The 13,933-nt window shown below is 49.3% G+C and carries 12 protein-coding genes; 1 reads left to right on the forward strand and 11 read right to left on the reverse strand.

What is annotated here, in order from left to right; all coding sequences use genetic code 11:
- Window positions 1-101 precede the first annotated feature (101 nt).
- A complete protein-coding gene (gene elyC, locus GC128_RS00870; protein WP_151992708.1) occupies window positions 102-878 on the forward strand; it encodes an envelope biogenesis factor ElyC in 777 nt (258 codons plus the stop codon).
- Here elyC and GC128_RS00875 read toward each other — a convergent pair.
- The 11 genes from GC128_RS00875 to aroA form a co-directional block, all read right to left on the reverse strand.
- Window positions 858-1,751, reverse strand: a complete 894-nt coding sequence (locus GC128_RS00875; protein ID WP_151992709.1) for a YcbJ family phosphotransferase — start codon at window positions 1,749-1,751, stop codon at window positions 858-860. The two genes, elyC and GC128_RS00875, sit on opposite strands and share 21 nt — an antisense overlap.
- Window positions 1,752-1,893: 142 nt before the next feature.
- Window positions 1,894-2,640, reverse strand: coding sequence for a 3-deoxy-manno-octulosonate cytidylyltransferase (gene kdsB / locus GC128_RS00880; protein ID WP_064517535.1), 747 nt, complete (start codon window positions 2,638-2,640; stop codon window positions 1,894-1,896).
- The gene (ycaR, locus tag GC128_RS00885; RefSeq protein ID WP_034456356.1) at window positions 2,637-2,819 is read right to left on the reverse strand and encodes a protein YcaR; all 183 of its coding nucleotides are present in this window, start codon (window positions 2,817-2,819) and stop codon (window positions 2,637-2,639) included. The genes kdsB and ycaR overlap by 4 nt, the downstream gene beginning before the upstream one ends.
- A 46-nt stretch (window positions 2,820-2,865) precedes the next feature.
- Complete coding sequence (locus GC128_RS00890; RefSeq protein WP_151992710.1) at window positions 2,866-4,101, reverse strand: winged helix-turn-helix domain-containing protein; 1,236 nt, start codon at window positions 4,099-4,101, stop codon at window positions 2,866-2,868.
- Between the two features lie 50 nt (window positions 4,102-4,151).
- The gene (gene lpxK, locus GC128_RS00895; RefSeq protein WP_151992711.1) at window positions 4,152-5,135 is read right to left on the reverse strand and encodes a tetraacyldisaccharide 4'-kinase; all 984 of its coding nucleotides are present in this window, start codon (window positions 5,133-5,135) and stop codon (window positions 4,152-4,154) included.
- Entirely contained in the window at window positions 5,132-6,880 is a 1,749-nt protein-coding gene (gene msbA / locus GC128_RS00900; RefSeq protein ID WP_151992712.1) for a lipid A ABC transporter ATP-binding protein/permease MsbA, read from the reverse strand. Before msbA ends, lpxK begins: the two co-directional genes overlap by 4 nt.
- A gap of 37 nt (window positions 6,881-6,917) precedes the next feature.
- Window positions 6,918-9,188 (reverse strand): ComEC family protein, encoded by a 2,271-nt coding sequence (locus tag GC128_RS00905; RefSeq protein WP_151992713.1) that lies wholly within the window; start codon window positions 9,186-9,188, stop codon window positions 6,918-6,920.
- Between the two features lie 202 nt (window positions 9,189-9,390).
- Window positions 9,391-9,678, reverse strand: coding sequence for an integration host factor subunit beta (gene ihfB, locus GC128_RS00910; protein ID WP_034494322.1), 288 nt, complete (start codon window positions 9,676-9,678; stop codon window positions 9,391-9,393).
- Window positions 9,679-9,768: 90 nt separating this feature from the next.
- Entirely contained in the window at window positions 9,769-11,445 is a 1,677-nt protein-coding gene (rpsA, locus tag GC128_RS00915; RefSeq protein ID WP_064517522.1) for a 30S ribosomal protein S1, read from the reverse strand.
- A gap of 195 nt (window positions 11,446-11,640) precedes the next feature.
- A complete protein-coding gene (gene cmk, locus GC128_RS00920; RefSeq protein ID WP_151992714.1) occupies window positions 11,641-12,327 on the reverse strand; it encodes a (d)CMP kinase in 687 nt (228 codons plus the stop codon).
- A gap of 250 nt (window positions 12,328-12,577) precedes the next feature.
- On the reverse strand, window positions 12,578-13,861 hold the full coding sequence (aroA, locus tag GC128_RS00925) for a 3-phosphoshikimate 1-carboxyvinyltransferase (protein ID WP_151992931.1): 1,284 nt from the start codon (window positions 13,859-13,861) through the stop codon (window positions 12,578-12,580).
- Between the last annotated feature and the right edge of the window lie 72 nt (window positions 13,862-13,933).

Consider the following 13,933-nt stretch of genomic DNA (forward strand, 5'->3'; position numbering starts at 1 on the left):
GAGAAAGCAGGTATTTTGGCACAGCTGCGCCAGGAATGAACCCGTCTGGTGTAATATCACCAGCGTTTGCCTACTATATGGCTAAAAAGGACCCATAATTCATGCTTTTTATCCTGAAAAAATTTATCGGCGGGCTACTGCTGCCCCTCCCTTTTTTATTATTGATGATGGGGGCGGCACTTTGCTTGTTGTGGTTCACTCGTTGGCAAAAAAGCGCCAAAACGCTATTAAGTGTGAGCTGGTTAGTTTTGCTGCTGATTAGCCTACAACCGGTGGCCGATAAAATGCTCAAGCCCATCGAGGATACTTACCCAACGTGGCGCGGTAGCGAAAAAGTCGATTATATCGTGGTACTCGGCGGCGGCTATACATGGAACCCAGAATGGGCACCAAGTTCCAATCTTATCAGCAATAGTTTGCCGCGCCTGGCGGAAGGGGTGCGCTTATGGCAGGCAAATCCTGGTGCAAAAATGATCTTCACGGGCGCCAGAGCAATGACCAATCCGGTGAGTACCGCTGAAGCGGGTGCGCGAGTTGCCGAAAGTTTAGGTGTACCGCGCTCGCAAATAATTACCCTTGATGAACCAAAAGATACTGAAGAAGAAGCCGCTGCGGTGGCAAAAACGATTGGCCAGCAACCATTCTTATTGGTGACTTCAGCTTCCCATCTGCCAAGGGCGATGATTTTCTTCCGCAATGCCGGTTTGCACCCTATTCCAGCACCAGCTAACCAACTGGCAATCGAATCACCGCTAAATCCTTGGGAGCGCATAATTCCATCGCCAATTTGGTTAATGCATAGCGACCGTGTTGGCTACGAAACCCTTGGCCGCATCTGGCAGTGGTTGAAAGGGCCGTCAGGCGATCCAGGGAAGTAAGTTTTTCGCAGCCATATCGAAGGCGGGTCGATTAAGTCGGCCCGTCTGTAGTAATTGCGCTACGCCATCCCACAGAATATACAACCAACGTCGCCACAGAAATGACTCCGCAACCGGAGCTCGTTGTAAATAATGCCACAGCAGGTTTTCTGACTGGCCGGGCTCAAACAAACGAAATATTTCATATTCACGCGGCGCCCAAAGTGTGATTCCAGGATTGACCATCGCCAGAAGCTGATCGCTGCGCCCATCTTTTAACATACTGCTAAGCGTAAAGTTGCCATGTACCAGTACACAGTTGTCGTTAAAGTCTTCGAATAAACGTGGCAAACATTCACGGGTGCGGAACAAAATGCGCCTGTCTTGCATCGTCAGGCCATTATTAGGGTATTGATTGACGGTTGCCCACAGTGTTTCAACATGCTGCCGATACCATGAAGGCCAGATATTTTCTTGTGTGCTGTCGACGTTACCGACACACCCACGGCTATCGACGCGATGCCAGGCGAGAAGCCCTTCAACAATTTGATCTTTTAGATGCTCCCAACGATCGGGTGTGCGAGTTGGCGCTTCAACAGGAACACCCCGTAGACGCTCCATCAACAACACATCTGGCCCCGGCGTCTCGTCATGAGTCACCACGCCGTAAACCACAGGCATGCGAACCGTTCCGGAACGCGCTAGCATAGACATTTTCCAGGCTAGCTGAGCTGCGAGACCCGGAGTACTAAAACTTTTCGCCAGCAATGACATCGCATTGCCGTCACTGTCATACAGCGACCACAAGGTGCTATTTGGCTGTTCATTGATACATTCAATCCGGCTTAGTTTTTCACCCAGCAGATGACTCAATTCCTTGCGTAGCAACTCCATGACTCATTACCCCTTGCAACACTGGTGTTTTTATAATGAGCTTGCTGGCGCAGGATGTCATCACTCTCAGATCAATATGCCTTCAGATAATAAAAAACCGGCGCTAAGCACCGGTTTTTTTCTAAGCATTGATACCTGCAGATTAAATCATCGCTTGTCGTACACGTTCTAAATCTTCTGGCGTATCAACACCAATACTCGGGACTTCTTTCGCAACCGCAACATGGATTTTTTCACCATTCCACAGTACGCGCAGCTGTTCGAGCATTTCGATTTGCTCAAGCTGGCTTGGCTCCCAAGTCACGTAGCGGCGGATGAAACCTGCGCGGTAGCCGTAGATACCGATGTGGCGTAAAAGGGAATCACCGATCTGTTCACGCGATTGTGCAAAGCGGTCTCTGTCCCATGGAATGGTCGCACGAGAGAAATAGAGCGCGTAGCCCTGCGCATCCATCACCACTTTTACTGCATTCGGGTTAAACGCTTCTTCAGCGGAGTCGATTGGCACAGCAAGCGTTGCCATACCCGCCTGACTGTTCGCAAGATTGCTGGCAACCTGGCTAATGATCGCCGGTGGGATCATTGGCTCATCGCCCTGCACATTCACAATCACGGTGTCATCGCTAAAACCACATTTTTCAATAACTTCAGCAAGACGCTCGGTGCCAGACTGATGATCAGCACGAGTCATACAAACTTCGCCGCCCGCTGCCTCCACGGCACGAGCCACGTCCTCATGATCGGTTGCCACAATGATACGCTCAGCACCCGATTCGCGAGCACGTTCCATAACGTGAACGACCATCGGTTTGCCATTGATATCTTTAAGCGGTTTACCCGGTAAGCGTGTAGAGGCATAGCGGGCAGGAATTATTGCCACAAAACTCATGGATTTTTCTCGTCAGAAGTCAGAACTCGAGCTTCAGTCTCCAGCAGCACCGGAATACCATCGCGCAGAGGAAACGCCAGATGATCAGGTTTGCAGATAAGCTCCTGCTTTTCCTGATTAAAGTAGAGCTTGCCGTTACAAACCGGACAAGCAATGATTTCAAGTAATCGATGATCCATGGTTACTCCAGAATGGCTGCCATCAAAGGCAGCAGAATAACATAACTTACTCGCTCTCCGGGCTAATTTCCCAGCCTTCACCCCATGATGCCGCTAACGTGGCGGGAATATTCCCGAGCCGAATCAAGGTTGCACCCTGCCAGTGAGCAAAATCGGTTATGGCCGTATGCAGGCCATTAATCAACGAGATACCAGACTTAACACCTTCTTCAAGATACAAGCTGATAATTTCCAGCTCGTCACTCTTGCGATGCATTTTGGCGTCCATTCTTCCCATCAGAACTCCTTGATGCAGCAACGGCAGGACGAAATAACCGTATTTACGTTTCTGAGCAGGGGTATAACACTCCAGGCGATAAGAGAAGTTAAAAAGCTCTTCAGCGCGTTTACGATCCCAGACTACAGGGTCAAACGGTGATAGCACCGCACTGTGGGTCGCTCGCAAGGTGTTTTTCTCAGCCTTTTCCAGCAATGGCCATTGGTCGCGATGCAACCACATCTCGCCAATACTTTCGACATTAACAGAAATGACGATGCCTTTTTCCTGCCATTGGGCTAGCAGTGGCTTAATTGAGACATTCTTCAGGCGATAATAATCGGCCAGCCATTCAGTACGAAAAATACCAAGGCTACGTGCGCTGTTTTCTAGCATTTGCTGTTCAGCATCTGCCTGATGAATCAAATGTAACTCGTCGTTCCAGTGCGGCAGTACGCGTGTAGTCAGGTCATAGACTCGTTGGAAGTTGCGCCGCTCAATCACCATTACTTTCCCGGCAGTGAATAGACCTTCCAGATGTTTCTTGTGTGGTTTCCATTCCCACCAGCCACTGGAACCTTTGTGGGTGTGTTCAAAATCAGCGGAGCGCACCGGACCGTTGCTCTCGATGTGCGTTAAGAGTTTTTCAATCTCATCGGCGTGCTCCACCATCCATTCCGCGCGGTATTTCCAGCCCATTTTTTCAGGATTGAGCATGCGGTGACGTATCAGCGAAAAATCTGTTCTCGGTAAAAAACAGGCTTCATGCGCCCAATACTCCATCAAATAACCATTCACCAGCGCATCATCAAGCCAGGTTTGTGGGTAACTGCCTAATCGGCTGAACAGCACCAGGTAAGGGCTGCGCGCAACAATATTGATGGTATCAATTTGCAGAAGGGACATACGGGAGATGGTGGCAACAACATCGGCGGCTCTAGCACGGCGACGAGGCTTTACTAATAAGCCCTGCGCCGCAAGATGAAGGTTACGAGCTGCACGTAAAGTCAGTTGCGGTACGGACATGAAGGGATCCTGTCGTCAGCAAACTCGAATTCTGGTGCGGAAATGAACTCTTATCGCACCAGCGCCAATAGTGATTGCAATAATTCGTCGGCCTGAGGCTGGGCAAGGTGCGCATCAACCGGCAAATACCACCAGTTATCGTGCTCTGTAACGAAAACACGGCATTTAACGGCATCTTTTTCAGTCATCAGTAGGTTTTGCCCCGGCTGGACTAATTTAACCACATCACTTTCACTCAGAGCCTGATGGTCTGCGAGGCTAACCGTATTAACTGGAGTTACGCCACATTGCTGCAAAGTAGCAAAAAAACGGGGGGGGTGGCCAATTCCTGCCATAGCAACCACGTTTTGCAACGAGTGCACAGGCTGGTGTTCACCGGTTAATAAATTTACCGCATCACCCGGCCGTAGCGTCATGGCAATTTCGCCGGACTGGGCATCACCACCGTTGGTAATGACGGCATCAACCGATTTCAGCCGCCCTGTACGTTCACGCATTGGCCCGGCAGGAAGCCACCAGCCGTTACCGAACCGCCTGACACCATCAACAACCACAATTTCTTTATCACGCCCAAGGGCGTAATGCTGCAAACCATCGTCGGTGATAATCAGCTGCGGTTGTACTTTCTCCACCAGCATTTGCACAGCATCACTTCGACGGGGGGCAACCGCTACAGCAGCACCAGTGCGTTGATAAATAAGGACGGGTTCATCGCCTGCCTGCAACGTCGTTGTGTACTGATCAAGCAACAGCGGATAATGCTCAGATTTTCCGCCGTAACCACGAGAAACAACACCAACACGAATGCCGCACTGCTGCAACTGTTCAACCAGCCAAATCACCACCGGTGTTTTACCATTACCACCTGCGGTCAGATTCCCGACAACGACAACAGGGACAGGCGCACGCCAGGTTTTTTTAAAGCCTAACCGATAGCTAAGACGAATAGCACCGCTCACCAGGCCATAAAGCCAGGAGAGCGGTAAGAGCAAAAGGTAGAGAGGAGATTTCCCCGACCAAATGCGTTCTATCATTGGCCGAATTGCATCCTGTGCAGTTGCGCGTAAACACCGCGATGCTCAATCAGTTCTGCGTGTGGGCCACGTTCCACGATACGGCCATCTTCAACAACCACGATTTCATCCGCCTGTTCAATGGTTGATAAGCGGTGAGCAATTACCAGCGAAGTACGGTTTTTCTGAAGTTCATCAAGTGCCGCCTGAATGGCACGTTCTGATTCCGTATCCAACGCAGATGTCGCTTCATCCAGAATCAGGATTGGGCTGTCACGCAATAACGCGCGAGCGATGGCAATACGCTGGCGCTGACCACCTGAAAGAAGCACGCCATTTTCACCGATGATTGTATCGAGGCCGTTTTCCATCTTATTGATGAAGTCCATGGCGTAGGCCATGCGCGCGGCATTCTCGATATCGCTACGGCTATACTGTTCAGTACGCGCGTAAGCAATGTTGTTGGCAATCGTGTCGTTGAACAAGTGGACGTTTTGCGAAACGAGAGCAACCTGATTACGCAGAGAAGATAAAGTGTATTCACGAATATCTACGCCATCAATGGTAATGCTACCTTCTTGAATATCGTAAAAACGCGTCATCAGACTGGCGATCGTTGATTTACCAGAGCCGGAACGTCCTACCAATGCCACTGTTTTGCCAGCAGGAATGGTCAGGTCGATTTTACGCAGAGCAGGTATTTCGCGGCCAGGATAGGTAAAGGTCACGTCACGGAATTCAACATCCCCTTTAGCACGATCAATTACGCGAGTTCCTTCGTCTTTCTCTTGCTCTGAATCCAAGATAGAGAAAAGAGTCTGACATGCCGCCATACCGCGCTGGAACTGAGCATTGACGTTAGTCAGCGATTTCAGTGGGCGCATCAGTGCAATCATGGAAGAGAACACAACGGTGATGGTACCAGCGGTCAACGTTTCCATAACACTCGGGAAGCTTGCCGCGTAAATTACGAAGGCCAACGCCAGAGAGGCAATGAGCTGGATAATCGGGTCAGAAATAGACGAGGCCGATACTAGTTTCATACCCTGGCGACGCATACGGTTACTGACTTTGTTGAAGCGCTCGGTTTCCACTTCCTGGCCGCCAAAGATCAACACCTCTTTGTGACCTTTCAGCATCTGCTCAGCACTGGTCGTTACCTGCCCCATGGTGTTCTGCATATTTTTGCTGATGTTACGGAAACGTTTAGAAACCATGCGAATCGCAAAGGAAACGATAGGTGCCAGAACTATCAGAATCAGCGAAAGCTGCCAGCTATACCAGAACATCAGCACAAACAGGCCAATGATGGAGGCACCTTCACGTACAACCGTTATCAGAGCACTAGATGAGGATGATGCAACTTGTTCAGAGTCATAGGTAATGCGCGAAAGCAGTGTACCTGTGGACTGTTGATCAAAAAACGAAACTGGCATTCCCATCATATGGCTGAACAAGCGACGACGCATGTTCATTACTACCTGCCCTGAAACCCAGGAAATGCAGTAGCTTGAGACATAGCTTGTGATACCGCGCATCACCATAAGCCCGATGACAACCAGTGGCATCCATAACAAAACGGATTTATCCGTTTTACCAAAACCATCATCCAGTAACGGTTTGAGCAGCGATAACATAAACGTATCGCTGGCTGCGTTGAGGATTAACGCAATCCCAGCCACGATCAGACCAGCTTTAAAAGGCGCAATCATCGGCCATAGACGGCGGAAGGTCTGCAATGTGGAGAGATCTTTATCGTTCTGCATTAAGTCGAACCAGCATTTGATGAAATAGCCGCATATTCTACCCATTATCCCGAGATACACCAAACCACTGATGATACCAACGGGGTGAAATTTGTGCTCTGAAGCTATTGATTTGCCATTTATCACTATTTATGTCGATAGTGAGTTGGCCCGATTGCGCGGTGTCATACCATTTGTACCCCTGCGACTGGTAGCGTTGAACTACTTTTGCGGAGGGCAAATGCCAGGCGTTATAGCGCGATGAAGAAGATAACGCAGCACTTCCAGCGACGGCACGTAACAAAGGTGCACTCGAAGATGTACGGCTACCATGATGAGGGACCTGAATAATATCAGCATGTAAGGTACCCCATCGCCTCTTCAGCATAGCTAATTCCGCTTGAGCTTCCACATCTCCGGTTAATAAAATACGAACGTTACCGTCACTGACCATCACAACACATGAGCCGTTATTACCTTTCATCAGCGGCTGTGCGGGAGGCCACTGTACGGTAAATTGCAAACCCTGCCATTGCCACTGGTCCCCTTGAAAACATGAGTGATGTCCTTCCCAGCGCAATGGGCTGCGAATTTTTAGTGCTGGCCATTCCCTTTGCAAACTAAGCAAACCGCCACGGTGATCCAGATGCTCATGGCTGATGATCGCTTGCTCGGGAGATAAATGGTGCCAACGCAGCCACGGGATAATCACTTGTTGAGCAGCATCGCCGCCAGGCCAGGCATTCCCTGCATCATAAAGAAAGACTTTCCCATGGCGGACAATGGCTATCGCCAATCCGTGCCCAATATCCAGCATGTTCACTTGCCATGAATTGTCTCTCTTCTCAGCCCGTATTGCCGAGGTGAATAAAGACAACGCCAGAACAATCACTGATAGACATGAACTACGCCACAGCGATAAACGATGGATAATAACTGCGAGCCAACCACTTAAGCTCAGAGCCTGAAAACGCTTATCGACCTCTAGCCAACCATCGGGCAATAAAGATAGCGCGGTAAAAAGAAGAGCCAGCGAACGGTCGACACTCCACCAGAGATATTCTCCAAGCCACGGAACCAACGTAAATACCAGTCCCGCCAAAAGTAGAGGAACCACAACAAATGAAATGAGCGGCACTGCCACCAAGTTCGCAAGCAAGGCGCTGACACTGATGCCATGAAAGATAAAAATTTGTGGTGGCAACAACAAAATCATAATGCCAATTTGCAAATGTATTAGCGCTAACGGGTAACGATACAACCACTTAGCAGTTGCGATATATCGAGGGAGCGGCATCCACTGATACCAGAAAATAAGTGCCGCAACAGCTAGTGCGGATAACCAAAAACTGTCCGATAAAACAGTCAAAGGATCATAAATCAGGATACAGGTAATGCAACAAAGCCAAACCTCCCAACCCGACCAATTCCGGCCGTGTAACCGCAAAAACAGCCAGATAACAACGCCAATCAATGCTCTCACTGCCGGAGGATTTCCTCCCGCGAGCCAAGTATAAATCCCAGCGGCAAGTACACTTGCGAATAATGGCATTCGGAAATAAATTCTGTGGGCGGGAAGAGCCAATTGCAGTAAACGAGCGATTAACCAGCCAATCATCGCTGCCAATGAAATATGCATCCCGGAAATAGCCATCAGATGTGCAGTTCCACTTTGGCGAAGCATATTTTTTTGCTCGTCACTCATCCCATAACGTTCACCAAATGCCAGTGCAAGAATAACGCCTTGATAGGGTAACGCCTGGGTTGCAGTTTCAACGGCAGACAACCACCAGGCACGTAAGCCACACTGCTGTGTAATACGAAGAGCTGAAATAATCCGCGCCCTTAAAGGTTGGTGCTGCGCAAGAGCATAACGCTGGCTATCGAAGCCTCCTTCGTTGAGTTGCCCATGCACAGGGCGAAGATATACTTTCATGCGCCAGCGTTGCCCTGCACAGACACTTTCTGGCAAATAACTACTCTGGCTCCTGATACCTAAAGCTGGAAAAACCATTCTCCCTGCAACTGAAATTATCTGCATTTCATGATCTTGCTTGCCATCACTACGATTAATGACGGCTTCAACAACAACAGGTTTACCCGTCCATTCCTCAACGGGGATCAAGATTTCTCTAGCAGAAAATAAGGCCCAGCAGCAACAAAGTATGCTCAACGCAAAATAACGTGCCAATGGATGACGAATGAGTGCTACACCCAGGGCAGCCATGAACAATATTGCAATGACTGGCCACCCTGGAATAGTGGGCAACCACAGCAGAGGTAGGGTACCAATAATTGCACTACAACATAGCCCGATAAGATTCCTCACAGTGCCTCCTTGTTGCAGGCAGTCTGAGGTATCCTGGCATTTGCGTCAGCCTGGGTTTATTGATTACACGAGAAGGGTTCCACAGATTTTATGCTATTTGAAAATGAGCTGAATATTTTTGCGAGGGGACTCGGAATTACAAATTTCAGACATAAAAAAACGGCACCCGAAGGTGCCGTTCTTAAGAATCAAATCCGAAGATTTAATTGCCGTAAATATTGGCGCGGTCACGTAATTCTTTACCTGGTTTAAAGTGCGGAACGTATTTGCCTTCCAGATCCACTTTGTCGCCAGTTTTAGGGTTACGTCCGGTGCGAGGTGCGCGATAGTGTAAGGAAAAACTGCCGAAACCCCGGATTTCAATACGCTCACCTTGGGCGAGAGTAGAGGCCATATGCTCCAGCATCTCTTTCACTGCATCTTCTACAGCTTTCGCCGGGATGTGAGATTGCGAAGTTGCCAGTCTTTCTATCAATTCTGACTTGGTCATGATTCCTCCGGTTTCCTTTCAGGAAAATTAACTTACAGCTATCAATCGAACAAGGGCGGCCGTAGCCGCCCTGATTTAGTGCTCAGACGATTACTCGCCTTTAGCTGCTTTAAATGCTTCAGCCATAGCGTTAGAGAAGTTCGGTGCATCTTCCTGTTTGTTGTTAACAGTAGCGATTGCATCTTTCTCGTCAGCTTCGTCTTTAGCACGAACAGACAGGCTCACAACACGGTTTTTACGGTCAACGCCGGTGAATTTAGCTTCAACGTCGTCGCCTACGCTCAGAACCAGAGTTGCATCTTCAACGCGGTCACGGGAAGCTTCAGAAGCACGCAGGTAGCCTTCTACGCCATCTGCTAATTCAACTGTAGCACCTTTCGCGTCTACTGCTGTTACTTTACCAGTAACGATAGTACCTTTCTTGTTCAGTGCAACGTAGTTGTTGAACGGATCTTCTGCGAGTTGTTTAACACCCAGGGAGATACGCTCACGTTCTGCGTCAACTTGCAGAACCACAGCCGCGATTTCGTCGCCTTTCTTGTATTCACGAACTGCTTCTTCGCCTGCAACGTTCCAGGAGATATCAGACAGGTGAACCAGGCCGTCGATGCCACCGTCCAGGCCGATGAAGATACCGAAGTCAGTGATAGACTTGATTTTACCTTCAACGCGGTCGCCCTTGTTGTGGGTTTCAGCGAACAGCTGCCATGGGTTAGATTTGCACTGCTTCAGACCCAGGGAGATACGACGACGTTCTTCGTCGATATCCAGAACCATAACTTCCACTACATCACCAACGTTAACAACTTTGGATGGGTGGATGTTTTTGTTGGTCCAATCCATTTCGGAAACGTGAACCAGGCCTTCAACGCCTTCTTCGATTTCTACGAAGCAGCCGTAATCAGTCAGGTTAGTCACGCGACCAGTCAGTTTGGTACCTTCTGGATAACGCTTAGCGATTGCGACCCATGGATCTTCGCCCAGTTGTTTCAGACCCAGAGACACACGAGTACGCTCACGGTCGAACTTCAGTACTTTAACGGTAATTTCATCGCCAACATTCACGATTTCGCTTGGATGCTTAACGCGTTTCCATGCCATATCAGTGATGTGCAGCAGGCCGTCAACGCCGCCCAGATCAACGAATGCACCGTAGTCAGTAAGGTTCTTAACGATACCTTTAACTTCCATGCCTTCTTGCAGGTTTTCCAGCAGTTGATCACGTTCTGCGCTGTTTTCGGATTCGATAACTGCACGACGAGAAACAACAACGTTGTTACGCTTCTGGTCCAGCTTGATGACTTTGAACTCAAGCTCTTTGCCTTCCAGGTGCAGAGTGTCACGTACCGGACGAACATCTACCAGTGAACCTGGCAGGAACGCACGAATACCGTTCAGCTCTACAGTGAAGCCACCCTTAACTTTGCCGTTGATGATACCGACCACAGTTTCAGCTTCTTCGTAAGCTTTTTCCAGCGTGATCCAAGCTTCGTGACGCTTAGCTTTTTCACGGGACAGCAGAGTTTCGCCAAAGCCATCTTCAACAGCATCCAGAGCAACATCAACTTCGTCACCAACCTGGATTTCCAGTTCGCCAGCAGCATTTTTGAACTGCTCAATCGGAATTGCAGATTCAGATTTCAGACCGGCGTCAACCAATACTACGTCTTTATCGATAGAAACTACAACACCACGAACGATGGAACCCGGACGGGTTTCGATTGTTTTAAGGGATTCTTCAAAGAGTTGAGCGAAAGATTCAGTCATGTTGTTAATCTTCAAGGTTCTTTAGTTTAACGTCCATTTAGCATCCCGCCGAATGGGGTTGTTTCACATACCCCGCCATTGGCTCCATGCCGACAGGGTTTAGGTTACAGGGGTAAAAATCTACCCGATATGTCAGGATACCACTATGGCAATATCATGACAAATATGACAAAACAGACACCAGCGCAATATTGACTATTGAGCTGGTGTTAAAATTTTCTGCGCGTACGTCAACGCTTGTTTGATGACTTCGTCAATGGACATGCTGGTTGAGTCCAGCACCAACGCATCTGCGGCTGGCACTAACGGTGCTACAGCACGGTTACGGTCACGATCATCACGTTCTTTAATTTCTGCCAAAAGGCGCTCAAAGTTAACACTAAAGCCCTTCTCCTGCAACTGCAGCATACGCCTGTGAGCACGCTCTTCAGATGAGGCATCAAGGAAGATTTTTACCGGTGCATCAGGGAAAACGACTGTTCCCATATCACGGCCATCAGCAATCAGGCCAGGGGCCTCTCTGAACGCACGCTGACGGCGTAATAACGCTTCACGTACACGAGGAAAAGCGGCGACTTGAGACGCTGCATTAGCAACCTCCTGAGTACGAATCTCCGCGCTGACATCCTCACCTTCAAGGATAACTTCCAGATTGCCATTACTCGCTACAAAGCGAACATCCAAATGTGCAGCTAAAGGAACCAGCGCATCTTCAGAAGTCACATCAACCTGGTGATGCAGGGCTGCTAATGCAAGAACTCGATAAATTGCACCAGAATCAAGTAGATGCCATTGCAACGCTTCCGCCATGGCCTTACACAGCGTACCTTTACCTGCGCCGCTTGGGCCATCAATCGTTATTACCGGGGCGGGTGCCGTCATCGTACTCTCCTCTCGCTGGAATTGCGGACCTAAAATATCAACGCCGCATATTATACGCCGCCAGATTACTGACCGTTATCTTTCCTGCCAATTATCGTAGTTAATGAGGCTGAGTGTAGAAGAATTGCGCAACTTACGTTAAAAAGCCTGGGAAAACAGCAGGAATGGATACAAAGGATGTGATATCAGAAGGGAAAATTCGTTGAAATCAGCTCCGCCTCATTGTGAGGTCGGAGCTTATCTTCAGGTATTAAGCAGGGGTGCTAATACGCGCTAACTGCTCAAAATAGTCCGGGAAAGTTTTCGCGGTACATTTCGGGTCAAGGATAGTTACTGGTGTGTCGGACAATGCCACCAGCGAGAAACACATCGCCATACGGTGGTCGTTATAGGTGCCGATTTCAGCAACCTGTAGCTGAGCTGGCGGCGTCACAGTAATGTAATCTTCGCCCTCTTCTACCACCGCTCCGACTTTACGCAACTCTGTTGCCATCGCGCTCAGGCGGTCAGTCTCTTTCACACGCCAGTTATAAATATTACGCAGTGTAGTGGTGCCTTTAGCAAACAACGCAGCGGTAGCAATGGTCATTGCCGCATCTGGGATATGGTTCATATCCATATCAATGGCGTTAAGTTCCCCGCGCTCGCAGGAGATGAAATCATCGCCCCAGGTAATTTTTGCACCCATTCTTTCCAACACATCAGCAAAGCGGATATCGCCTTGTACGCTGTTACGGCCAATACCCGTGACTTTTACCGTGCCGCCTTTGATTGCGCCAGCCGCGAGGAAGTAAGAAGCAGAAGAGGCATCGCCTTCCACCAGATACGCGCCTGGTGAGGTGTACTGCTGGCTGCCACGAATAACAAAGCTCCGGTAATCACGGTTTTCGACTTCAACACCAAAAGTTTTCATCAGGTGCAGGGTGATATCGATATACGGTTTCGATACCAGCTCACCTTTAATGGTGATTTCGGTGTCGTTTGCCGCCAGTGGAGCGGTCATTAAAAGCGCCGTCAGGAACTGGCTGGAAACACTGCCATCAACCGAAACCTGGCCGCCGCTAAAACCGCCACGCAAACGCAACGGCGGGTAATTATCCTGCTCCAGATAATCAATCTGAGCGCCGCCCTGGCGTAATGCATCAACCAGATGGCCAATTGGACGTTCTTTCATGCGCGGTTCACCCGTCAGCACGATGTTACTGCTACCCAGACACAATGCCGCCGCCAGCGGGCGCATTGCCGTACCGGCATTACCTAAAAACAACTCAAGTTCACCCGATGCTTGTAACGGACCACCCATTCCTGTGACTTCACAACGCGTACGATCGGCGGAAAGTGTGTAGCTCACCCCTAATGCTTTCAGCGCGTTGAGCATGTGACGCACATCGTCGCTATCCAGCAAATTAGTCAGTTCGGTGGTGCCATTCGCCAGCGCTGCCAGCAACAAAGCTCGGTTAGAGACACTTTTTGAACCAGGGAGATTAATTGTGCCGTCGACAAGGGCGATGGGTTGTAACGTCAGGGATTCCAGCATGGGGAAAATACTCTCAACTCAAACAGAATAAAACCCCGCGAAGCGAGTCGCGGGGAGAATAACAACGAG

The organism is Buttiauxella massiliensis (assembly GCF_902500225.1).
GTDB classification, from domain to species: domain Bacteria; phylum Pseudomonadota; class Gammaproteobacteria; order Enterobacterales; family Enterobacteriaceae; genus Buttiauxella; species Buttiauxella massiliensis.

Excerpts from the sequence above, each read along its gene's own strand:
- elyC (WP_151992708.1), top strand. The coding sequence starts at position 102 with ATGCTTTTTATCCTGAAAAAATTTATCGGCGGGCTACTGCTGCCCCTC.
- GC128_RS00875 (WP_151992709.1), bottom strand. The coding sequence starts at position 1,751 with ATGGAGTTGCTACGCAAGGAATTGAGTCATCTGCTGGGTGAAAAACTA.
- kdsB (WP_064517535.1), bottom strand. The coding sequence starts at position 2,640 with ATGAGTTTTGTGGCAATAATTCCTGCCCGCTATGCCTCTACACGCTTA.
- ycaR (WP_034456356.1), bottom strand. The coding sequence starts at position 2,819 with ATGGATCATCGATTACTTGAAATCATTGCTTGTCCGGTTTGTAACGGC.
- GC128_RS00890 (WP_151992710.1), bottom strand. The coding sequence starts at position 4,101 with ATGTCCGTACCGCAACTGACTTTACGTGCAGCTCGTAACCTTCATCTT.
- lpxK (WP_151992711.1), bottom strand. The coding sequence starts at position 5,135 with ATGATAGAACGCATTTGGTCGGGGAAATCTCCTCTCTACCTTTTGCTC.
- msbA (WP_151992712.1), bottom strand. The coding sequence starts at position 6,880 with ATGCAGAACGATAAAGATCTCTCCACATTGCAGACCTTCCGCCGTCTA.
- ihfB (WP_034494322.1), bottom strand. The coding sequence starts at position 9,678 with ATGACCAAGTCAGAATTGATAGAAAGACTGGCAACTTCGCAATCTCAC.
- rpsA (WP_064517522.1), bottom strand. The coding sequence starts at position 11,445 with ATGACTGAATCTTTCGCTCAACTCTTTGAAGAATCCCTTAAAACAATC.
- cmk (WP_151992714.1), bottom strand. The coding sequence starts at position 12,327 with ATGACGGCACCCGCCCCGGTAATAACGATTGATGGCCCAAGCGGCGCA.